Genomic DNA, 22,726 nt, shown 5'->3' with positions numbered 1-22,726 from the left:
ATAATACAATTATTCCTGTACGCCGCTTTCGTCGCCCCTTGGGGGTCTAATTTTCTTCTGAAGTAGGTGCGTCCTACTTCCCCTATAAACATCGAATCCATTTAATGAAATCCAAATTCTAAGAATTACTTTTATAAGTATATTTATTTTTTTGGGAGATATAACTTCATTGTTACTTCAGTTTTATCCGGATTCAAAACAATCAACTAGTATTCAATTTCAAAGCTTCTTTAATAAGCGTAATTCGTTTATGAAAAAAGTAGATATCATAATTGCTGGCGAAAGCCATCTTAGATACGCACAAGAAATATGTGAAGTAATATCAGAATCTGCCAAAGTCAGAGGGACAGGTATTGCTAGACGTACGCCAGAGTATGTGCAAACCAAAATGCAAAATGGTAATGCAATTATAGCATTATCCGGAGACCAATTTGCTGGATTTTGCTATATCGAGGTCTGGGGACATGAAAAATATGTAGCACATTCTGGGTTAATAGTTCATCCTGATTTTAGAAATAGAGGGTTAGCTAAAAAAATCAAAGAGTTTACATTTCATCATTCTTTAAATAAATACCCAACAGCTAAGGTGTTTGGAATTACTACAGGACTGGCAGTAATGAAGATAAATTCAGACTTAGGTTATAAACCTGTTACATTTTCAGAACTGACCGATGATCCAAAGTTTTGGGCCGGGTGTAAAACATGTACCAATTTTGAAATTTTAACATCTAAGGATCACAAAATGTGTTTATGTACAGGAATGCTATACGATCCTACACAAAAAGTTAAGAAAAAAGAAAAATGGTTCAATAAAAAAGTATTAAAAAGATTAAAAAAAATCAAGCAATCTATGCTTGAAAATAATAAACAATTATTAGTATGGAAAAAGTAGTATTAGCATATAGCGGAGGTTTAGATACTTCATACTGCGTAAAATACCTTATTCATGAGAAAAATCTTGAAGTACATACCATCTTGGTAAATACAGGAGGTTTTTCAGAAAAAGAATTAGAAGAAACCGAGAAGAGAGCATACGAGCTAGGTAGTAAGGATCATGTTAATAAAACAATATTGGATGATTTTTATAATAAAGCAATTAAGTATTTGATTTTTGGAAATGTATTAAAAAATAACACCTATCCTTTGTCAGTTAGTGCTGAACGAATTTTTCAGGCTATAGAAGTAATTAACTATGCAAAAAAGGTAGGAGCAAAATACATTGCTCACGGAAGTACAGGGGCAGGAAATGATCAAATCAGATTTGATGTAATTTTTCAAACATTAGCTCCAGAGATTGAAATCATTACTCCGATAAGAGATTTAAAACTTTCTAGACAAGAAGAAGTAACCTATCTGGAAAAACATGGAGTGCACTATAGCTGGGAAAAGGCACAATACTCTATTAACAAAGGAATATGGGGGACTAGTGTAGGAGGAAAAGAAACATTAACATCTCATAGTGCATTACCTGATACAGCATATCCAAGCCAATTAAAAAAGGAAAAAGAAGAAACAATTACCCTTCATTTTGAAAAAGGCGAACTTACCGGGCTTGATGGAGTACAAGATACTCCCGTAAAAAATATTCAAAAACTGGAAGAGTTAGCAAGTGCATTTGCTATCGGAAGAGACATCCATGTCGGTGATACTATAATTGGAATTAAAGGAAGGGTTGGGTTTGAAGCCGCTGCACCAATGATTATTATAAAAGCACATCATTTATTAGAAAAACATGTATTAACCAAATGGCAACAGTATTGGAAAGAACAATTGGCTAATTGGTATGGAATGTTATTGCATGAAGGGAATTATTTGGATCCTGTGATGAGAAATATTGAAGTATTTATGGAAGATGCTCAAAAATCAGTAACAGGAGATGTAAAGGTGAAGTTAAAACCTTACCACTTTATTTTAGAGGGTATAGAATCTGATTATGATATGATGAAATCAGATTTTGGGCAATATGGAGAAATGAATAATTCATGGACGTCTGATGATGCCAAAGGTTTTATCAAAATTTATGGTAATGCCAATAAAATATATCATAATGTAAATCCAAATGAATTATGATACAGGTAGGGATTATAGGAGGATCAGGATATACTGCAGGAGAATTACTAAGATTATTGGTGCATCATCCTGAGGTGAAATTAGACTTTGTATATAGTACAACCAATGCAGGTATTTCAATTTATAAACAACATCCTGATTTGATTGGAGAATTAGATCTGGAATTTACAGATACAATACATCCAGATGTAGACGTATTGTTTTTATGCCTTGGTCACGGAAGGTCTAGATCATTTTTAGAAACACATACATTTTCTTCAACCACAAAAGTGATTGATCTGGGTAATGACTTTAGATTAACAAAAGATAAACAATTCTTAGGAAGAGATTTTGTGTATGGCTTACCTGAGTTACAAAAGGAAAAGATTAAATCTTCAAAGAATATTGCTAATCCAGGATGTTTTGCTACGGCTATCCAGTTGGCATTACTTCCTTTGGTTTCTGAGGGAAAACTTACTGATGCGGTACATATAAATGCTACCACTGGGAGCACAGGGGCAGGAGTAATGCCAGGAGGAACAACCCATTTTAGTTGGAGAGATAATAATTTCTCTAGCTATAAAGTGTTTACTCATCAGCATCTGGATGAGATTGAGCAAAGTCTGAAGCAGTTGCAAACCGATTTTGACTTTCCTTTATTTTTTATTCCGAATAGAGGGAATTTCAGTAAAGGGATTTATGCCACAATATATACAAGATATGATGGTAGTGAATCCGATGCTAAAACACTGTATAAATCATTTTATTCTGACGCAAAATTCACGGTAATTTCTGATGAAGAGATTCATTTAAAACAAGTGGTAAATACAAATAAATGTATTCTGCATGTATGCAAGAAAGATGGAATGTTATTGATTACATCAGTGATTGATAATTTGATAAAAGGAGCTTCTGGACAGGCTATTCATAACATGAATTTGATGTTTGGATTAGAAGAAAAAACAGGATTAGAATTAAAAGCAAGCGCATTTTAAAGATGAATAAAATAACGATCATAGGAGGCGGAAATTTAGGTAAATCAATCATATCAGGATTAGCGGGTAGCGATTTGTTTGAAGCTAAGAATATTACCGTAGTTGATAAGTCCATATATAACCTAAAAGAAGTTGAAGATAAATTAGGAGTATCAACTTCACAAAATATAGCGGAGTCTATAGAAAATGTGAAATGGGTAATTCTTTGTGTACAACCTAGGCAATTAGATGCGGTATTAGAAGAAATCAAAGATATAGTGACTACAGACCAAATATTGATTTCGACTGTAACAGGGACATCTATTACAGAAATTAATGAGATTGTTCCAAGCAATAAAGTAGTTAGGGTTATGCCAAATACTGGTGCAGCAAAGAAACTTTCTATGACATGTATTGCAGCAAATGATGATGTAAAAGAAGAATTAGAGATAGTGAAAAAAATGTTTGATACTATAGGAGAAACCTTAATAATCGAAGAACGATTAATGCAGGCTGCAACAGTTTTAGGAGCGAGCGGTATTGCATTCTTTTTAAGGTTTCTAAGAGCTATGATCCAAGGAGGAATTCAAATGGGATTCCATCCTCATGAAGCGCAAATTATAGCAGTACAAACTGCTATAGGAGCAGCAACATTAGTAGCAGAAAATGGTACTCACCCCGAGCGAGAGATCGATAAAGTGACAACACCTCAAGGGTGTACAATAGAAGGGTTAAATGAAATGGAGCACCAGGGGTTAAGTTCCTCTGTAATAAAAGGAGTAATGGCTTCTTATGAGAAAATTAATACCATAAAATAAAGAAGATGAAACTATTTGATGTATATCCCCTTTATGATGTAGAACCAATTAATGCTTATGACTGTATCGTAGTCGATAAAAACGGAATTGAGTACTTAGATATGTATGGGGGTCACGCCGTCATTTCGATTGGGCATTCTCACCCTCATTATGTAAAAAAACTTAAAGAACAAATAGAAAAAATAGGCTTTTATTCTAATGCAGTTCAAAATAGTTTGCAATCAAGATTAGCAAAAAAACTAGGGGAGTTGTCTGGATACGACGAGTATCAGTTATTTCTTTGTAATTCTGGAGCAGAAGCAAATGAAAATGCGCTGAAATTAGCCTCTTTTTATACAGGAAAATCAAGAGTTATTGCTTTTAATAATGGTTTTCACGGAAGAACTTCAGCAGCAGTTGCAACAACAGATAATACTAAAATTATTTCGCCCTTAAATGCTCAGCAAGACGTCACCTTTTTACCGTTAAACGAAATTGAGTTGGTAAAGACTGAATTAGAAAAAGGTGATGTTTGTGCTGTTATTGTTGAACCTATTCAAGGAGTGGGAGGATTAGATGAAGGGACAACAGAATTCTTCACAGCATTAGAAACTTTATGTCATGAATTTGGAGCGGTTTTGATTTTAGATGAAGTCCAATCGGGATTTGGACGAAGTGGAAAATTCTTTGCGCATCAATACCATGGGATTACTCCTGATATTATTTCTATAGCAAAAGGTATGGGGAATGGTTTTCCTATAGGAGGAATTATGATCGCACCACATATAGAACCAAACTACGGAATGTTAGGAACTACTTTTGGAGGGAATCATCTCGCTTGTATTGCAGCACTATCAGTTCTAGAAGTAATCGAAAGCGAAGACCTAATAGATAATACCAGGTTAACCGGAGAATATTTCTTATCACAAGTACAGCAGATTCCGGGATTACAAAAAGTAAAAGGAAAAGGATTGATGCTGGGATTAGAGTTTGATTTTGAAGTTAGTGAACTGAGAAAAAAAATGATCTATGATGAACATATTTTTACAGGAGGAGCAATGAATAAAAAGCTATTAAGAATACTTCCTCCATTAACTATAGGTAAAAAAGAAATTGACCAATTCATTAAAGCTTTACAAAATGTTTTGGTTGAAGAAAAAGTTGGGTTATGAGTAGTATAACATTAAACATATCACAAAGAAATTTGGTTTTAGAGAAAATGGCAATTCTTGTAGATCAAAATAGAACATCGATTATTCAGGCGAATATTAGAGATATGGACGGATATTCTGGTAATGATCTGGCGATGAGAGACCGACTTAAGGTTGATGAGCATAAAATTGATGGTATGATTACCTCGCTTCAACAATTGGCAGGTCAGGAGGACCCAGTGGGTGTAGAGCGATTCAGGTTTCATCATGATAACGGGATGGAAATATTTAATAAAACTGCTTCTTTTGGGACGGTATTGATTATCTATGAATCTAGACCTGATGTGACTATAGAAGCAGCTGGAATTGCTTTCAAATCTGGTAATAAAATATTACTTAAAGGAGGAAAAGAATCATTACATTCTAATCTGGCTATTGTAAAACTTTGGCACCAGGCACTTTTAGAAAATGATATTACAACAGATTGGGTTGAATATTTGAATTATGATAGACAGAAAACACAGGTATTTCTAGAAAAACCAACGCAAAAAGTAGATTTAATTGTTCCTCGTGGGGGAGAAAAATTAATTGAATTTGTAAAAGCTCATGCATCCTGCCCGGTCATTGTAAGTGGTAGAGGTAATAACTTTGTATATGTACACAAAGAAGCCGATAAAGCATTAGCGTTGGATAATATCATTAATGGAAAAACAGATAAGATTTCTGCCTGTAATGCTGTAGATAAAGTTTTAATAGATAAAAACCTTCCTAATAAAGAAGATTTTGTAAAAAACCTTATTGCAACACTTCATGGATATAATGTAGAAATTTTAGGGGATGAATCTCTATCTCAATATGAAGAAGTAAAGCCAATACAAAAAAATACAGTTTGGTTTGAAGAATTTTTGGATTACAAAATTGTTATTGGAGAGACCGAAAACATTCCCGAAGCAATTTCCAAAATCAATAGATTTAGTGGGGGACACTCTGCAGCTATAATCACCAAGGATAAATCTGCGGCAGAAGTATTTATGTCTTCAGTCGATTGTGCAGCCGTATATCATAATGCATCTACTCGATTCACCGATGGTTTCCAATTAGGCCTTGGAGGAGAACTAGCTATAAGTACAGATAAATTACATCAAAGAGGCCCGATCGGTTTACAACATTTGGTAACTAATAAATGGTATATACATGGAGATGGGCAGACGAGATAAAAAAAGAATTGTACTCAAGGTAGGATCAAATGTCTTAACCAAAGGAACAGATCATATTTCTAGAGGAAAGATTGAAGATATAGGTCGACAAATAGTGGCACTTCAGGATACATATGAATTTGTTATTGTGAGTTCTGGAGCAATTGCTGTAGCCAAACAATTTGTAAATCTGGAGAGTAATGGAGTAGCAATAGACGTAAAACAAGCCTTAGCGTCTATAGGGCAACCACATTTAATGCGAATATTTCAGGAAAGCTTTAGGGATCTTGGATTGCTAACCTCTCAATGTTTGTTATCCTATTCAGATTTTGAAAGAGAGCAATCCAAAAAGAATATTATAAATACAATTAATGTATTAGTTGCCAATAATTATATCCCGATCATTAATGAGAATGATACTGTAGCCACCGATGAGATTCAATTTGGTGATAATGATAAACTAGCCGCATTGACAGCTTCTTTACTTAATGCAGATCTGTTGGTTATTGCAACAAATACGAATGGAATATGCACTAAAGAATCGGTAGAAAATAATACTTATCAAACAATTGATGAAGTAAATGATATTGAGATGTTAGAAAATGAAATTGTTGCAGAGATTTCTAGTCATGGTACGGGAGGTATGAAATCGAAAATAGAAGCGGCAAGAATAGCTCAAAATGCAGATATAGAAACTTGGGTTATCAATGGATTGAAAGATAATTTTGTAATCAATGCAATCCAAAATAAAACTTTATTTACCAAAATAGTTAAAGCAGTATATAATGAATAATTATTTTTCTATAGAAGATATAGATTCACTACCTGATTGGGTAAGTGAAGCTATAGAAATGAAGAAAACTCCAATGTCGAATAAAACTTTGGGAGCGGATAAAACGATTGGACTTTTATTTTTTAATCCTAGTCTTCGTACGCGTTTGAGTACGCAAAAAGCAGCTTTAAACCTGGGGATGAATGTAATTGTTATGAACTTTACAGGAGAAGGATGGTCTTTAGAGTATGGTGATGGTACTGTTATGGATCAGGGTAATTCAGAACATGTTAAAGAAGCAGCACAAGTAGTTTCTCAATACTGTGATGTATTGGCAATACGTGCCTTTGCAAAGTTAGAAAATAGAGAAGATGACTATAGCGAGAAGATCCTTAAAAGTTTTATACAATATGCCTCTATTCCTGTAATTAATATGGAAAGCGCTACAGGGCATCCATTACAAGCATTAACAGATGCAATAACGATAACAGAACATAAAAAAATAGATAAACCCAAAGTTGTACTATCATGGGCACCGCATCCAAAAGCCTTACCACAGGCGGTTGCTAATTCTTTTGTAGAGATGATGCAAAGAATGGACGCAAATTTTGTAATTACCCATCCTGTGGGATTTGAGTTAGCCAGTCAGATTACTAAAGAGGTGCCCATTGATTACAATCAAGAGAATGCGCTAAAAGATGCAGATTTTGTTTATGTCAAGAATTGGAGCGCTTATGAGGATTATGGTAAAACATTGACAGATGATCCTTCATGGAAAATTTCTCAAGAGAAGATGAACCTGACCAATGATGCTAAATTTATGCACTGTTTACCTGTAAGAAGGAATGTTGTTGTTGATGATGATGTCATCGACAGTGAGAATTCTATTGTTATTGAACAAGCAAACAATAGAACATATGCAGCACAATTGGTGTTAAAGAAGATTTTACAAAATAATTGAAAACTTTAAGTCTTTGCATTTTTTGCAAAAACTTAAAAAGGTAGATATGGAAAAACAGAAGTTACTGGTTGCCAAAATTGGTGGAAAAATAATAGAAGATGAGGTTGCTTTGCAATCCTTTCTAGAGAATTTTTCAAAGATAAAAGAACCTAAGATTCTGATTCATGGAGGAGGGAAGTCAGCGACACAACTTGCTGCTAAGCTTGGAGTAAAGACAGAAATGATTGATGGACGAAGAATTACATCAGCAGAAAACTTAGATATTGTTGTAATGACATATGCTGGATTGTTAAATAAAAGAATTGTTTCAGGATTACAAAAGAATAACTGTAATGCTATGGGATTAACAGGAGCAGATGCTAATGTGATTAGAGCAGAGAAAAGACCTGTTCAGTTTATAGATTACGGGTATGTTGGAGATGTAGTAGAAGTGAATGATACAATAATAAAAGGCTTTTTGAATCAAAAAATAACTCCAGTTTTTTGTGCAGTAACACATGATTCAAATGGACAATTGTTTAATACAAATGCCGATACAATAGCATCTGAAATTGCTTCTGCGATGAGCCCTCATTATGAAGTTTCATTGTTTTATTGCTTTGAATTAAAGGGTGTTCTAGAAAATATAAAAGATAAAGATTCTGTAATCGAACATATAAACTTAGAAAAATATAACGAATTACGGGATGCTCAGGTGATTGCAGATGGTATGTTGCCTAAACTTCAGAACTGTTTTGAAGCATTACAAAAGAAAGTGAGTAAAGTACATATAGCAAATGCAGATTTTATAAAAGATAATACAACTAAACATACGACTTTGAGTCTATAAACAATGGTAGAACAACTAACAAATCAGGCAATAGAGCTTTTGCATAACCTAATAGAAACCCCATCTTTTTCTTCAGAAGAGGATAAGACGGCTAAGTTGATAGAACATTGGTTTGTCAAAAATGATATTCCTTTCGAAAGAGAGAATAATAATATCTGGGCTTATAATGCTCATTTTGATGAATCAAAGCCTACTATTTTATTAAACTCACATCATGATACGGTAAAACCTAATGGAAATTATACTAATGATCCTTTTAAGGCTTTTGTAGGAGATGGAAAATTACATGGATTAGGGAGTAATGATGCTGGTGGATGTTTGGTGTCATTACTAGCCACATTTACTTACTTTTATAAGAAGGATGGTTTAAAATACAATTTTGTGATCGTGGCCTCAGCAGAAGAAGAGAGCAGCGGACCATTGGGATTAAAAAGCGTATTAAAATATCTAAAGAATGTAGAATTTGGGATTGTAGGAGAACCTACTTTGATGCAATTGGCAGTCGCAGAAAAAGGATTATTGGTTTTAGATGTATCAGTAAAAGGAACTGCAAGTCATGCTGCACATCCAAATGACGATAATGCTATTTATAATGCCTTGCAGGTTATACAATGGTTTGAAACCTATGTATTTGATAAAAATTCAGAAGCTTTAGGAAAAGTAAAGATGACTGTAACACAAATAAATGCAGGAAATCAACATAATGTAGTACCAGCGAGTTGTGATCTGGTAGTGGATATCAGAGTAAATGATAAGTATAAAAATGAAGAGATTTTGGAACTTGTAAAACGGGCAATGCCAGAACAGGTTGAGGTTCGTCCAAGATCATTACATCTAGGATCTTCATCGATACCTGTAGATCATCCAGTGGTAGAATCAGGCATAGCACTAGGAAGAACAACATATGGATCACCAACATTATCAGATCAATCAGTATTAAGCTGCCCATCTTTAAAACTAGGGCCGGGAGATTCAACACGATCGCATTCTGCTAATGAATTTATTTACGTGAATGAGATTAAAGAAGGAGTAGAACTATATATAAAGATTTTAGAAGGAATTGTATAGAAAATTATGATTCTATACTTAATTTGTTAAATTTAAAATAATAATTTAAAATGTAGCTTCAATATGTATTGGAAATGCATTAAGGAATAAAAATTATAATAAGGTTATGAAGCTTTGGGATAAAGGATTACCAACAGACCAGAAAATAGATATGTTTACCGTAGGTAACGATAGACAACTAGATTTGGTAATCGCCAAATATGATGTAAGAGCTACATTGGTACACGCCAAAATGTTGCATAAAATAGGTTTACTCTCTGATGATGATATTGCTGGGATAGAGAAAGAGTTAGATGTACTTGCAAAGGAGATAGAAGAGGGTGTGTTTCTAATAGAAGATCAGTTTGAGGATGTTCATTCTAAGATAGAGTTTGAACTAACCAAAAGAATAGGAGATGCTGGTAAACGAATCCATACGGCAAGATCACGTAATGACCAGGTTTTGGTAGCAATGCATTTGTATTTAAAGGATGAATTGCTACAAATTAAATCACAAGTCAAAGAATTATCGTCTAACCTGCTAACCACAGCAGAAAAATATAAGGATGTTCTTTTACCAGGATACACACATTTACAGGTCGCAATGCCATCTTCTTTTGGGTTATGGTTTTCTGCATATGCAGAAAGTTTTATAGATGATCTTCATTTTGTGAACGCTGCTCTCAAAGTGGTCGATCAAAACCCGCTGGGTAGTGCGGCAGGATATGGTAGCTCATTTCCTATAGATAGAGAGTTTACAACCAAAGAACTAGAATTCGAAACATTAAAGTATAATGTAGTAGCTGCTCAAATGAGTAGAGGTAAATCAGAGAAATCAACTGCTTTTGCAATGAGCAGTGTTGCAGGAACTTTATCAAAGTTGGCAATGGATGTATGTTTGTATATGAGTCAGAATTTTGATTTTATGAGTATACCTTCAGAATTTACTACAGGATCTAGTATTATGCCTCATAAAAAGAATCCTGATGTTTTCGAATTGATTAGAGGGAAATGCAATAAAATTCAAGCATTACCATATGAGTTAAGTCTATTGACAAACAATTTACCTAGCGGATATCACCGCGATTTACAGTTACTTAAAGAAGGAGTTGTGCCTGCTATCCAGGATTTAAAAGCTTCTTTAGAAATGGCGATATATGCATTAAAAAATGTTACTTTAAATAAAAATATTCTTAATGATAATAAATATGACTACCTTTTTAGTGTAGATACATTAAATGAATTGGTAATGCAGGGAATGTCATTTAGAGACGCATATGTGAAAATCGGTTTAGATATCGAAAATGGAGATTATAAACCAGAAAAGAATACAAAACATAGTCACATAGGTAGTATTAATAACCTGTGTCTGAATAAAATTGAAGAGAAGCTGAAGCAAGTTTAATTGAGTGTAAGTTGAGTTAGTTTAATTTTATCGCTTCGGCCTAGACCCTCAGAGGAGTTGTTAACCACTGAGGGTTGTTTTCAATATACACAAATAATACATTGTGTATAATCAGTCGTATTAATTATCCAAAATTTCATAATAAGTATATTAAAAAGAGCAGGCAGATATATAAATTAAAACCAATATCTAATGAAAATCACTTGTTTTGGAGAAGTACTTTGGGATATTTTTCCAAAGCATAAAAAAATAGGAGGAGCTCCTCTTAATGTAGCCTTACGATTAAAATCTATGGGTATAGATTCCTGCGTTGTTTCAAGAGTTGGAGATGATGATTTGGGTAAGGACATCATGAAGTATGTTGCAGAAAGACAATTACCATTAGATACATTTCAGATTGATCATCAATATAAAACAGGAGAGGTTGAAGTAACTCTGGATGAAGAAAACACAGCTACTTATAACATTAACCACCCTGTGGCTTGGGACTTTATTGAATATACAGAAGAGGTTATACAAGTAGTAGCGCAATCTGATGCTATTATTTTTGGTAGTTTAGCAAGTAGAAATGAAACATCAAGAGCTACATTGCTAAGAGCTCTAGACAAAGCTAAATTTAAGATTTTGGATGTTAATCTCAGACCTCCGCATTATGATGCTGAATTGTTATTGGAATTAATGAAAAATACGGATTTCATAAAACTCAATGATGAGGAATTGGATGAAATTTGTACGATATTCAAAATCGAGGAGAAATTTATTGAAAATAAAATCAAAGCTGTTGCAAAACATTGTGATACAGATCAAATTTGTATAACCAAAGGAGGAAAAGGAGCAATATTATGGTATAAAGGCACATTTTACCATAATGAAGGATATAAAATAAAAGTTGTAGATACTGTAGGTGCCGGGGATTCTTTTTTGGCTACTTTAATTTCGGGACTACTTCAGCAAGAAACCCCTCAGGTGGCGATTGATAATGCATGTGCTGTAGGTGCTATGGTAGCAGCGAGAGAAGGAGCTAATCCTGTTTTTAGCACCAGTGAAATCAGAAATTTTGTTAGAAGCCAAGTAAAGTATTAAATCAATAATCAGAATATTTATTATTATAAATTATTATCTTTAATAAGATCATATCATCATTCTTTTAGTCATGGCAAGAGATAAAATCAATCGTAGACAAGCAGTTAAAAATATATCACTAAGTATTGGGGCTATAGGGTTAAGCGGATCAATAGTTGCAAATTGTGTAGAAGACCAAAAAACTAACATTCAAGAAGATTTAAAAGGAAACATAAATCATTCGGCATGCAGGTGGTGTTACCAAGATATTCCTTTACAGGAATTTGCAAGAAAAGGAAAGGAAATGGGGCTTAAGGCAATTGATTTATTAAAGCCGGATGAATGGAAAATAGTAAGAGAGGCTGGATTAGAATGTTCTCTGGCAACTGATACATTTGCAAGTATAACAGACGGCTTTAATGACCCTAAAAATCATGAAGCACTACAAAAACAATATCTTACCCTAATTTCAGAAGCTTCTAATGCAGGTATAAAACAAGTTATCGTTTTCTCTGGTAATCGAAATGGTATTTCTGATGAAGAGGGTTGGGAACAGTGTGCTAAAGGTTTGGATGTGTTAGTTAAACATGCCGAAAAAAATAATGTTACCCTTATTATGGAATTGCTGAATAGCAAAGTGGACCATAAAGATTATCAATGTGATTTGACTCCATGGGGAGTTGCTTTAGTTGATAAAATAGGGTCATCTAATTTTAAATTACTCTACGATATCTATCATATGCAAATTATGGAGGGCGATATTATTGCAACGATAAGAAAGTATACTGAATATATTGCGCATTATCATACGGGTGGAGTACCTGGCCGCCATGAGATTAATAGGAGTCAGGAACTTAATTACCCAGCCATAATGCAAGCTGCATTAACCACTGGTTTTAAAGGGTATGTAGCTCAGGAATTTATCCCGACTTATGATGATAAATTAAGTGCTCTACAAGAAGGAATTATGATTTGTGATGTCTAAAAGAATATATTATCCTGAAATTAATGCTTTTAAGTCATTAATAACATTGATGTTATGCCTAAGGTTAGCATAAAGAATAAATAGAATAATTATGGCGACAATAAAGCCAAGCAACATTCCATTATTTCTACTCGATAGTTTTTTGGAAGTTTTTAAATACACTTTTGACAATTTTTTTGCATAACTCGTTACCAAAGCAAAAGCCGGCGCAAAAATTAGTACGACAACTAACATGTCTATCAGAACAAGAAGATACCCTTGTTGATCAATATGTCTCTTTACATATTTTAAAATGAACCCGTTAATTAGAGCAGCCGATAAAACAGCAACTGCATAAATAGCATATTTGGTAGATTGTCTATTATTACTCATGGAGGCTAGTTTCTTATTTTGGAGTTGAAATCTAATAAAAAATTATGATTTATCACAAACGAATCAAGGTCATAATTTTCTTTGTTATCATAAGTATATAGATTGTTTGATTGCTTTTTCGGATATAAAACCCAGTTTATGTAAGTGATACAGGATCAATAAATCGAATAGTATTATGAAGTAAATAAAAATAGATTAATATCAATTATTCAATATATGGCTGTTTGTTTTAGAAATTGTTTATTTTTTTAACATTTTGCCTTTCTAGTTGATATAATGTTTTATCTTTATAAGAATTAAATTGGTCAACCAATTTAATTTTAACTGATTTTACACAAATTCAATCTTCAAAATGAAAACTTTTACGTATTCCAAACTATTACTTTTTTTATGTACATGTTGTTATCTGAGTACTTATGCACAAACTACTGTAAGTGATGATAAAGAACTTAGAGACCTGGTTAATTCTGCTTCTGCGGGTTCAGTTTTTATAATTCCGAATGGAACATATAGAGACTTCGAAGCGCGTTTTTCTGATGCAAAAGGAACTCCGGGAAATCCAATTATTATCAAAGCCGAAACGGTCGGTGGAGTAACATTTACCAAAGAATCGGTTTTTTCTTTAAAACGGTGTGAACATATTGTTTTAGAAGGGTTTGTTTTTGATTGTGAAGGCGAAAATACGCTTGTAAAACTCGAAGGATCTAATAATATTCGAATAACGAGAAATGTTTTCGAATTAAAAACTACTGTACCTATAAAATGGGTTTTTATTGGTGGTATTTATAATGACTATACTTTTCAACATACAAGCCACCATAATAGGATAGATCATAATATTTTTCAAAATAAGACAACTCCCGGACATTATATTACTATAGATGGGACGAGTAATCAGGATGAAAGTGATTCTAGACAATCCCAGTATGATAGAATAGATCATAATTATTTTAAGAACAATTCACCAAGAGCTAAAAATGAACAAGAATCTATACGTATTGGTTGGAGTCAAATGTCAAAATCTAGCGGATTTACTATTGTAGAACACAATTTATTCGAAGATTGTGATGGAGACCCAGAAATAGTGTCTGTAAAATCATGTGATAACATTATTAGACATAATACTTTTAGAAAAAGTTATGGAACATTATCATTTAGACATGGTAATAGAAACAGAGCAGAAGGGAATTATTTCTTTGGAGATAATAAACCTAATGGAACTTTTGAATCATCCACAATACATACTGGAGGAATACGTATATATGGTACCGATCATGTTATTGTAAATAACTATATGGAAGGGTTAAAAGGAACTATTTGGAATGCTCCAATTGCATTAACCCAAGGGGATGCGATAGATGGAAACAGTACAAATCTTACTAAACATTTTAGAGCAGAGCGTGTCACTATCGCATACAACACTCTCGTAAATAATACATATGGTATTGAGATTGGTTATGATAAACCAGGAAGAAACCCTTATAATGTAAAGTTAAAAGATATTACTATTGCCAATAATATTGTGACTGGATCAACAAATAGTATGATTAGTTATATCAATGGTAATGACCAGGGAGGAGAAGTAAAGTTCTTTAATAATATTATGTATCCAACAGGTAGTGCAAATCTTACTAGTGATGGATCAACATTTGCCGCTGATCAGGTTAATGAAATAAACCCAGGTTTAACCTTTGACGGTACTGTATGGAGATCTACAGATTCTTCACCAACCATTAGTTGTGCTATTGCGGGCTTAAATATTGATGAAGATATAGAAGGACAACCCAGGCCAGGTACTAGTAATGCTGGTGCAGATCATTTTAGTACTGCCTCTGTAAGATATAAGCCTTTAACACCTAGTGATGTTGGACCAAATGCTGGTGAAGATCCCAATCCACCAACTAACACGCTTACTGTAGGCACAATTAGCGATTTTGCGGCTGTTGCGGATAGTAAAAGCTTATCAATAATGTCTAATGTAAATTGGTCAGTTTCTGATAATCAAAACTGGATATCAATTAGCCCTAATAATGGATCAAATAATGGTACAGTAGAAATTACGGTAACTGAAAATACAGAAACAACAGCGCGTACAGGAGTTGTTACAGTATCAGGAGGATTAATAACAAGAACTATAAATATAACTCAAAATGGAGTGGCTCAACAACAAGATGAGTTAACTGTTTCTAATTCTACGATTTCTTTTGGCTCATCCATAGATAATAGTACATTTACTATTAATTCTAACCTCAATTGGACAGTTTCTGATAACCAGAATTGGTTAAGTACATCGCCATCATCAGGAAGTAATAACGCAACAGTTACAGTAAATGTAAATGCTAATGCCACTACAAATACCAGAACAGGAATAATAACAATCACAGGAGGAGCAATAACCAAAACAATTAGTGTTTCACAAAGTGGAACGAATCCAGGCACTGGTAATGATATGTTATTAAACGTTTCTAGTGTAAACGCAAGTACTTTTCAATCTGATAATGGTCCAGAAAAAACTTTAGATAAAGATTTAAGCACAAGATGGTCTGCCCAAGGTATAGGAGAAACAATAACATATGATTTGGGAATTGTGTATGATATTAATACAATTAAAATAGCATTTTTTAAAGGAGATCAAAGAACTACAACTTTTGATATTGCTATATCAGAGGACGGAACCAATTTTGCAACCCTCATATCAAATCAATCAAGTAGCGGCAATTCTAATGATCTGGAAGATTTTGCCTTGAGTGGGCAAGCAAGATACGTTAGAATTATTGGAAAAGGGAATTCATCAGGGAACAACTGGAATAGTTTAACTGAGGTTGAAATCTGGGGAAAAGAAATGAGCACAGGAACTGTAACCGAATCTACTTTAATTCCAACTATAGATACGTATATAAGAGGAGGAAGTTTTGATGCTGTAAATTATAATACGAGTACTGATCTTTGGGTAAAAGAACCTAATTCTGATGATTACAAAAGAAGAGCATTATTCAAATTTGATATTTCTGCGCTTAGCGGAAACATAACTTCTGCAAAATTAATGTTAACTCCTGTTCAAGTGGGAAGTACAGCTTCAGATTTAACAACTCATGTATATGAATCTGATGATTTTAATTCAAATGTAACATATAGTCAAACTCCAGGAATATCAAAGCTTTTAGATACTAAAACTGGTGGATATGTAGTTGGAGAACCAAGCGTGTATGATATTACAGACCTTGTTAATGATGGTGTTTTGAATAGTTTAAATCAAATCTCAATTCATGTGAGATCAAATGGAGGAGATGCAAGTAAGACATATGTTAAATTTGCCTCTAAAGAAAACTCTACTATTTCCTACCAACCAAAGCTTATGATAACAGCTACTAATGCAGTTAATCGATCTTTAGGTGAAGTGTTAACTCTTAATAATAACCAAGAAATAATGCTATATCCTTTGCCAGTAAAAGATATGCTGCAAGTAAAAGGAATTACAAAAGGATATGATAAAGTTATTATTTTTAATTTGACCGGGCAGATCATGTATGAGTACAAAGTAGATAATGATAAGGAAGTAATACCAATGAGTAACCTAAAACAAGGTATCTATATTATTAAAATAACCGGAGATAATGTATCGAATATCACTAGGAAAGTGGTAGTGAAAAGATGATATAATCTTTTCTTCTATTACAAATAATAATTCATGTTTAAGATTACAAAAAACCTCAATTACAATTGGGGTTTTTGTATTTAACCCATTTACATGCAATCAAAAAGAGAATTGCGCTTGAAGCCCTTTTAATGAAGAGGGTTTACCTAATCAATTTTTAAATTATTATACAAATGATAAATGGATTGAAAGGGGAGAACCTATCCAAAATGAATTTGTAGAAAAATAAATACATCAATGCTGATCAATGTAAATTGATTGTAATTTAAAGTAAAGTATCACTTGCTAAAAATGAGTTAATTAGGTTTTCTTTATGATATCTGAAATAACAATGATTGAGGGAATTTTGTTAGTTTTATGTATTCTATTTTTCTATTTTAAAATTTTCGATATGCTCAGAAAGACAAAAAGCATCATCTATGTATTGTGTATACCCATAGTATTACTTTCATGCAAAGTTAAAGAGGAAAGCTTATCTGGTCAAAGTATAATTGAGCAAAGTATTACTAAACATGACCCCAATGCTTCATGGGATACGATAGATTTAAAAATTCATATTCAGGAGCCTAGATTGTCAAACCCCGGGAGATATTCGATAGTAAGTATAAATAATGCCACCAATGCGTTTAAATTGATAAGAAATAGAGATACGCACCTTGCAGAATATAGTATTGATGACAAAGGAAATGCTCAAGTAGCATTGGATGGGATAAAAGATATAGATGAAGAATTAATCGAAAAATATAGATTGAACCCTAAAAGAAATAAAGGATACCAAGATTTTTATAGTATTATGTATGGATTACCAATGAGCCTTACTTCTGAAACGATAGAAAGTATAGGTAAGGTGAGTATAGAAACCTTTAATAAAATTGATTGTTTTAAAATAGAAATAAAATTAAAAGAAAAACTATTTTCAAAACACTGGTATGTCTTTATTTCTAAAATGGATTATGAACTTAAAGGAATAGAAATTATTTTTCCAGATGATACTACCAAAGGAGAACGATTATATTTTGATGGAAATATCGAAATAAAAAACATAAATATCCCCAGAATAAGACATTGGCATGAATATTCTGATAATGCTTACTTGGGTTCAGATATTATTGTGAAAACAATTATGGATTAGAATATGTATAATAAACACATGAAATATCCTTGTATAATAGTATTAATGATACTGTTTCTTTTGTTTGGTTGTAATGTAAATAAGAGAGATTACATTCTAAAAGAAAAAGATCTTATACCAGAAGGTACTGCATTTAATACTGAAACGAATATGATTTATATTGGTAGTATTTATAGGCAGAAAGTAATTGGAATTACTTCAAAAGGAAAAATTCGCGATATGATAGGTCAAGAATCATTCGGAAGATTAAGTCCAATAGGTATGGAGATGAACGTATCTAATAAAATATTATGGATCAATATGGCAGCTGCACCTATAGTAAATCAATCTAATGTTAAAAATTGGGAAACTGCTATTATGGCCTTTGATATAGTGAATCAGAAGATTAAAAAAACATACACTATTGAAAAAGGGGAAACAAGATCATTTTTTAATGATATTACAGTAGCAACAAGTGGAGATGTATACACTACTGAGACAATGAATGGTAAAATTTATAAAATAGATAAAAATACAGACACATTAGATATCTTTATTGATCTGGAAAAGTATACGTTTCCTAACGGAATTGTTTATTACAATCCTCTTAACTGCCTGTTCGTAGCTACAAACGAGGGAATCCTAAAAATAGAGTTGCAAAACAAGATGATCACATTACTCAATACTACTAATATTGATACTAAAGGGATTGATGGATTGGCTATTTATGATAATTATTTTATAGGACATCAAAGCTCTAAAGTTTCTAAGTTTTATTTTAATGAAGATATTTCAGAAATAACAAAAGTAGAAGTTTTAGACTCTGGAGAAGAATTTGATTCAAGTACTACAGGAGAAATTGGAAATGGATATTATCACTTCATTGTTAATTCTCAAATTAAAAGCGGAATCAATCAAAAGGAAAAAACGATAAAACCAATCGATAGTTTAGAAAAAATAATCATTAGAAGTATAAAATTATAGTATTAGAAATGTCATAAAGAGGGAAATATTGATTATAAACGATATGTCACCTAATTTTATACCTTCATATCTTAGCTAACATCTGGTATTAAAAAATAAGAATGGAATTGAATATTCATTATGATAATTTGTGGTCAGAATCTTTAGCAAAGTTCAATCAAAATGAATTTAATATTGATCCGTTAATCGAATCAACATCTGATTTAAGAAGAGGAATCACTTTATTGGTACGACCTAATAATAAGGTCAAAAGATTAATTTCGGAATTTATTGAAGAACTTAAACATATAGATCCTAATCAATATTATTATCCGTCTACAGATATACATGTTACGGTGATGTCAATAATCTCCTGCTATCAGGGGTTTGATATCAACGCTATAGATATTTCAAAATATATAGACCAGATAACAGATAGTCTTCAAACAACATTAAGAGATAACATTACTTTTAAAGGGATTACTGCTTCTAGTTCCTGTATTATGTTAAAAGGGTTTACTAAAAATAATAGTTTGGACACTACGAGAATGAACTTGAGGTCAAATTTTAAGAAAACAACCTTAGAACATTCTATAGATACTCGATATAAAATAAGAACAGCACATGCTACAATAGTACGATTTAAATCAGAAATTACAGATCCAAAAGAATTCATTAAAGTATTACAAAAATACAGAGATGTTGATTTTGGATCTTTCGAAATTGATACCTACGAACTGGTATATAATGATTGGTACCAAACTAAAAAGAACACTAAGGTTTTATATAAATTTGAGATCTGATTTAAGAAATATGGAAAATCTATTCGCAGTTAAAGAAATTGAGAAAAAAGATATTCAACATATAGTACAGTATTGGAGTACTATTTCTACATCCCATTTAGAATCTATGGGTATAAAAAGGGAAGAATTATATATCTATGCGAATCTAGGTGAGTATATAGAAAAACAAATTAGCCTTCCATACGAACAAAAATCTGCCTTGTTTATGATAGGGCTAATAGATGGGGAACCTTATGGGCATTGTTATGTGAATAGTATAAAATTCAGAGAAGAAGCACATATGCATTTGCACATTTGGAATTCGGATAGAAGACAGAAAGGTTTGGGTAGTCAAATGGTTAAAAGATCGATACCTTATTTTTTTAAGAACCTAGAAATAAAAAATCTTATAAGTGAACCATATTATTTAAATAGTGCTCCTAATAAAACCTTGGTAAAACTAGGCTTCCAATTTGAAAAATGTTATGTATCCAAGCCTTCTGGATGGAACTTTGAATTAAAAGTACATCGATGGAAATTGACAAAACCCGTTTTTAAGGAAAAATTTATGTGAATCTGTAATACATAGATTTATATCTTGAAGAAGTTTTTTTAACGTATAATTGTAAACAATTATAGTAGAAATAAACCGAATCAGATTTATGTCTCTATTAGATACAATACAAAACTTTATCAAAATTGAACGAACAACCCGTCAAAGTAAAAAAAAGAATTGATGTATTAGATGTTTTCCGAGGATTCGCAATTCTCGGAATTTTTGTTGTCAATATTGTAATAATGAATTCAACTTTTCTTAATCAAGATGAATTTGCGAAGCAATGGACTTCAGGTATCGACCAAATTTCCAATAAAATCTTACAACTGTTTTTTTACACAAAATTCTTTCCTATTTTCTCATTGCTTTTTGGATTAGGAATTTCAATGCAAGCCTTAAAAATGTTGGAGAAAAATAAACTCTCATTTTCATTTTTTGCAAGAAGAATGTTTATACTTTTTCTTTTTGGCGTTTTACATATTGTATTTTTATGGTCGGGGGATGTGTTAAATCTGTATGCATTACTAGGGCTTTTAACCACACTTATGTTGAAAAAGTCAAACCAATTAATTCTTATTCTATCTGTAATTTTTCTATTTTTTCCCTTTTATGACCAACTTTTTGAATATCTATTCAACCTTTTAAATTTTAAACCAGAAATTTATTTGAGTGAGTATACAGGAGAAACAGTCAATCAAATAATAAAAAATGGAACTTATCTTGAAGGCCTACAAATGAGGTTACTAGAGTATCTGTCAAACATACCTATGTTATTTGGGTTTTTAGCGCCAGTTGCTATTTCAATGTTTCTTCTGGGACTTTATCTGGGCAAAAACAAAATTTATGATTCTTTGGATGCTTTCATTCAAAAAATAAGAATACCGATATTGATTATTGCAATTTTAACCAATGCTTATAGAGTTGTTTTCTTATTTGTATTACCTAATTATGCAATTTATTCTACGGCAACCTTTAGACCTATATTCATAAAATTAATGGTATTCTCAGATATTACAATGGGCTTGTTTTATCTGTGGGGTATTGGTTGGCTTTGGTATAATACCAAATGGAAATTTATTTTATCCCCATTAAAATATGTGGGTAGAATGGCTCTTACAAATTACCTTATGCAAAGCCTTATAGGTTTAATTCTATTTTCATCGATTGGATTTAAACTGTATGAGACGTTAAGTCCTTCGGTAGCTTTATTTACAGCGATTGTCGTTTTTGTTTTTCAGCTAATATTGAGTAAGGTTTGGTTAAATTATTACCGATTCGGACCATTAGAATGGATTTGGAGATGCTTAACTTATAAAGAGTTATTACCAATAAAGAAAAATAATGTATCTAATAAAACATAAAAATCAGGTTCTACGATAAGCGTAAAATGTAGTATTATTTACATTATATACAAACCGTTAATTGTTATATATTAAATGAATACCAGAGATCTACTCATAAAATTTATACTTAGTATAGTTCCTATAGCAAGGAACGAGGCTCAGGAAATTGCTAATACCTTTCATCCAATTAAATTGAAAAAAGGAGAGTTTCTTCTTCGAGAGAATCAAACAAATGATGACTATTTTTATTTGGAAAAAGGATTGATGCGTACTTTTTTATTTGATTTAGAAGGGAATGAAATAACAACTGATTTTTTCACGGAAGATAATATTGTATTCGAAGTTACTTCTTTTTTTAATCGTGTACGTTCTGAAGCCAATATCCATGCAATTACCGACTGCTATGGTTTTTCTATATCTTATGAAGAATTAAATACTCTTTTTCATGACAAACCGGCCTTTAGGGATTTTGGGCGTGCCATTTTAGTTAAAGAATTTATGGCTTCAAAAAAACGCAATTATGGAATGATTAATCGGACAGCAGAAGAGCGTTATCAAAATTTGTTAACTGCAAAACCACAAATTTTACAATATTCTCCGCTGAAATATATTGCATCCTATCTAGGAGTTACAGATAGTACATTAAGCAGATTAAGAAAAAAAATATAATCGTTCCATTTCTTGCCTTTTGTCAAGTAATATGTATTGATTTCATC

Annotated in this window: 21 protein-coding genes; 20 read left to right on the top strand and 1 reads right to left on the bottom strand. The window is 32.4% G+C overall.

Features of this window, described 5'->3' with window-relative positions; all coding sequences use genetic code 11:
- Positions 1–250: 250 nt before the first annotated feature.
- The 13 genes from PQF96_RS01420 (at position 251) to PQF96_RS01360 (ending at position 13,228) form a co-directional block, all read left to right on the top strand.
- Positions 251–892: a GNAT family N-acetyltransferase gene (locus tag PQF96_RS01420; protein ID WP_143916097.1), complete on the top strand. Its 642-nt coding sequence runs from the start codon at positions 251–253 to the stop codon at positions 890–892.
- Positions 880–2,070, top strand: coding sequence for an argininosuccinate synthase (locus tag PQF96_RS01415; RefSeq protein WP_109436536.1), 1,191 nt, complete (start codon positions 880–882; stop codon positions 2,068–2,070). The genes PQF96_RS01420 and PQF96_RS01415 overlap by 13 nt, the downstream gene beginning before the upstream one ends.
- Complete coding sequence (argC, locus tag PQF96_RS01410; protein WP_109436537.1) at positions 2,067–3,044, top strand: N-acetyl-gamma-glutamyl-phosphate reductase; 978 nt, start codon at positions 2,067–2,069, stop codon at positions 3,042–3,044. Before PQF96_RS01415 ends, argC begins: the two co-directional genes overlap by 4 nt.
- Positions 3,045–3,046: 2 nt before the next feature.
- The gene (proC, locus tag PQF96_RS01405; RefSeq protein WP_271764846.1) at positions 3,047–3,841 is read left to right on the top strand and encodes a pyrroline-5-carboxylate reductase; all 795 of its coding nucleotides are present in this window, start codon (positions 3,047–3,049) and stop codon (positions 3,839–3,841) included.
- A 5-nt stretch (positions 3,842–3,846) separates the two neighbouring features.
- Positions 3,847–4,992, top strand: a complete 1,146-nt coding sequence (locus PQF96_RS01400; protein ID WP_271764845.1) for an aspartate aminotransferase family protein — start codon at positions 3,847–3,849, stop codon at positions 4,990–4,992.
- Entirely contained in the window at positions 4,989–6,188 is a 1,200-nt protein-coding gene (locus tag PQF96_RS01395) for a glutamate-5-semialdehyde dehydrogenase (protein WP_109436540.1), read from the top strand. The genes PQF96_RS01400 and PQF96_RS01395 overlap by 4 nt, the downstream gene beginning before the upstream one ends.
- Positions 6,172–6,960, top strand: coding sequence for a glutamate 5-kinase (proB, locus tag PQF96_RS01390; RefSeq protein WP_109436541.1), 789 nt, complete (start codon positions 6,172–6,174; stop codon positions 6,958–6,960). The genes PQF96_RS01395 and proB overlap by 17 nt, the downstream gene beginning before the upstream one ends.
- On the top strand, positions 6,953–7,900 hold the full coding sequence (locus tag PQF96_RS01385) for an N-acetylornithine carbamoyltransferase (protein ID WP_271764844.1): 948 nt from the start codon (positions 6,953–6,955) through the stop codon (positions 7,898–7,900). Before proB ends, PQF96_RS01385 begins: the two co-directional genes overlap by 8 nt.
- A 46-nt stretch (positions 7,901–7,946) precedes the next feature.
- On the top strand, positions 7,947–8,729 hold the full coding sequence (gene argB / locus PQF96_RS01380) for an acetylglutamate kinase (protein WP_271764843.1): 783 nt from the start codon (positions 7,947–7,949) through the stop codon (positions 8,727–8,729).
- A gap of 3 nt (positions 8,730–8,732) precedes the next feature.
- Complete coding sequence (locus tag PQF96_RS01375) at positions 8,733–9,797, top strand: M20 family metallo-hydrolase (RefSeq protein ID WP_271764842.1); 1,065 nt, start codon at positions 8,733–8,735, stop codon at positions 9,795–9,797.
- 106 nt (positions 9,798–9,903) lie between these two features.
- Complete coding sequence (gene argH / locus PQF96_RS01370) at positions 9,904–11,181, top strand: argininosuccinate lyase (RefSeq protein ID WP_271764841.1); 1,278 nt, start codon at positions 9,904–9,906, stop codon at positions 11,179–11,181.
- Between the two features lie 192 nt (positions 11,182–11,373).
- A complete protein-coding gene (locus PQF96_RS01365) occupies positions 11,374–12,264 on the top strand; it encodes a carbohydrate kinase family protein (protein ID WP_109436545.1) in 891 nt (296 codons plus the stop codon).
- Between the two features lie 70 nt (positions 12,265–12,334).
- Complete coding sequence (locus PQF96_RS01360) at positions 12,335–13,228, top strand: hydroxypyruvate isomerase family protein (RefSeq protein ID WP_271764840.1); 894 nt, start codon at positions 12,335–12,337, stop codon at positions 13,226–13,228.
- A gap of 9 nt (positions 13,229–13,237) precedes the next feature.
- Here the strand turns inward: PQF96_RS01360 and PQF96_RS01355 are convergent, their stop codons facing one another.
- Complete coding sequence (locus tag PQF96_RS01355; protein WP_109436547.1) at positions 13,238–13,600, bottom strand: hypothetical protein; 363 nt, start codon at positions 13,598–13,600, stop codon at positions 13,238–13,240.
- A 352-nt stretch (positions 13,601–13,952) separates the two neighbouring features.
- Here PQF96_RS01355 and PQF96_RS01350 point away from each other — a divergent pair, with 352 nt between their 5' ends.
- The 7 genes from PQF96_RS01350 (at position 13,953) to PQF96_RS01320 (ending at position 22,679) form a co-directional block, all read left to right on the top strand.
- Positions 13,953–17,255, top strand: a complete 3,303-nt coding sequence (locus PQF96_RS01350; RefSeq protein WP_271764839.1) for a chondroitinase-B domain-containing protein — start codon at positions 13,953–13,955, stop codon at positions 17,253–17,255.
- 391 nt (positions 17,256–17,646) lie between these two features.
- Positions 17,647–18,387: a DUF6503 family protein gene (locus PQF96_RS01345; RefSeq protein WP_271764838.1), complete on the top strand. Its 741-nt coding sequence runs from the start codon at positions 17,647–17,649 to the stop codon at positions 18,385–18,387.
- Between the two features lie 18 nt (positions 18,388–18,405).
- Positions 18,406–19,350, top strand: a complete 945-nt coding sequence (locus PQF96_RS01340; RefSeq protein WP_271764837.1) for a hypothetical protein — start codon at positions 18,406–18,408, stop codon at positions 19,348–19,350.
- A 101-nt stretch (positions 19,351–19,451) separates the two neighbouring features.
- The gene (locus tag PQF96_RS01335; protein ID WP_271764836.1) at positions 19,452–20,132 is read left to right on the top strand and encodes a mutarotase; all 681 of its coding nucleotides are present in this window, start codon (positions 19,452–19,454) and stop codon (positions 20,130–20,132) included.
- Between the two features lie 10 nt (positions 20,133–20,142).
- On the top strand, positions 20,143–20,685 hold the full coding sequence (locus PQF96_RS01330; protein WP_271764835.1) for a GNAT family N-acetyltransferase: 543 nt from the start codon (positions 20,143–20,145) through the stop codon (positions 20,683–20,685).
- Positions 20,686–20,810: 125 nt separating this feature from the next.
- Complete coding sequence (locus tag PQF96_RS01325; protein ID WP_271764834.1) at positions 20,811–22,028, top strand: DUF418 domain-containing protein; 1,218 nt, start codon at positions 20,811–20,813, stop codon at positions 22,026–22,028.
- 75 nt (positions 22,029–22,103) lie between these two features.
- Positions 22,104–22,679, top strand: coding sequence for a Crp/Fnr family transcriptional regulator (locus PQF96_RS01320; protein ID WP_109436554.1), 576 nt, complete (start codon positions 22,104–22,106; stop codon positions 22,677–22,679).
- Positions 22,680–22,726: the final 47 nt, after the last annotated feature.

This window comes from Aquimarina algiphila (assembly GCF_947494415.1).
In the GTDB taxonomy this organism is placed as follows: Bacteria; Bacteroidota; Bacteroidia; order Flavobacteriales; family Flavobacteriaceae; genus Aquimarina; species Aquimarina algiphila.
The sequence above is the reverse complement of the archived record's forward strand: the minus strand, read 5'-3'. Positions and strand labels throughout refer to the sequence as shown.

What these genes read in the sequence shown, in the direction of transcription:
- PQF96_RS01420 (WP_143916097.1), top strand. Translation starts at nt 251, where the DNA reads ATGAAAAAAGTAGATATCATAATTGCTGGCGAAAGCCATCTTAGATAC.
- PQF96_RS01415 (WP_109436536.1), top strand. Translation starts at nt 880, where the DNA reads ATGGAAAAAGTAGTATTAGCATATAGCGGAGGTTTAGATACTTCATAC.
- argC (WP_109436537.1), top strand. Translation starts at nt 2,067, where the DNA reads ATGATACAGGTAGGGATTATAGGAGGATCAGGATATACTGCAGGAGAA.
- proC (WP_271764846.1), top strand. Translation starts at nt 3,047, where the DNA reads ATGAATAAAATAACGATCATAGGAGGCGGAAATTTAGGTAAATCAATC.
- PQF96_RS01400 (WP_271764845.1), top strand. Translation starts at nt 3,847, where the DNA reads ATGAAACTATTTGATGTATATCCCCTTTATGATGTAGAACCAATTAAT.
- PQF96_RS01395 (WP_109436540.1), top strand. Translation starts at nt 4,989, where the DNA reads ATGAGTAGTATAACATTAAACATATCACAAAGAAATTTGGTTTTAGAG.
- proB (WP_109436541.1), top strand. Translation starts at nt 6,172, where the DNA reads ATGGGCAGACGAGATAAAAAAAGAATTGTACTCAAGGTAGGATCAAAT.
- PQF96_RS01385 (WP_271764844.1), top strand. Translation starts at nt 6,953, where the DNA reads ATGAATAATTATTTTTCTATAGAAGATATAGATTCACTACCTGATTGG.
- argB (WP_271764843.1), top strand. Translation starts at nt 7,947, where the DNA reads ATGGAAAAACAGAAGTTACTGGTTGCCAAAATTGGTGGAAAAATAATA.
- PQF96_RS01375 (WP_271764842.1), top strand. Translation starts at nt 8,733, where the DNA reads ATGGTAGAACAACTAACAAATCAGGCAATAGAGCTTTTGCATAACCTA.
- argH (WP_271764841.1), top strand. Translation starts at nt 9,904, where the DNA reads ATGAAGCTTTGGGATAAAGGATTACCAACAGACCAGAAAATAGATATG.
- PQF96_RS01365 (WP_109436545.1), top strand. Translation starts at nt 11,374, where the DNA reads ATGAAAATCACTTGTTTTGGAGAAGTACTTTGGGATATTTTTCCAAAG.
- PQF96_RS01360 (WP_271764840.1), top strand. Translation starts at nt 12,335, where the DNA reads ATGGCAAGAGATAAAATCAATCGTAGACAAGCAGTTAAAAATATATCA.
- PQF96_RS01355 (WP_109436547.1), bottom strand. Translation starts at nt 13,600, where the DNA reads ATGAGTAATAATAGACAATCTACCAAATATGCTATTTATGCAGTTGCT.
- PQF96_RS01350 (WP_271764839.1), top strand. Translation starts at nt 13,953, where the DNA reads ATGAAAACTTTTACGTATTCCAAACTATTACTTTTTTTATGTACATGT.
- PQF96_RS01345 (WP_271764838.1), top strand. Translation starts at nt 17,647, where the DNA reads ATGCTCAGAAAGACAAAAAGCATCATCTATGTATTGTGTATACCCATA.
- PQF96_RS01340 (WP_271764837.1), top strand. Translation starts at nt 18,406, where the DNA reads ATGAAATATCCTTGTATAATAGTATTAATGATACTGTTTCTTTTGTTT.
- PQF96_RS01335 (WP_271764836.1), top strand. Translation starts at nt 19,452, where the DNA reads ATGGAATTGAATATTCATTATGATAATTTGTGGTCAGAATCTTTAGCA.
- PQF96_RS01330 (WP_271764835.1), top strand. Translation starts at nt 20,143, where the DNA reads ATGGAAAATCTATTCGCAGTTAAAGAAATTGAGAAAAAAGATATTCAA.
- PQF96_RS01320 (WP_109436554.1), top strand. Translation starts at nt 22,104, where the DNA reads ATGAATACCAGAGATCTACTCATAAAATTTATACTTAGTATAGTTCCT.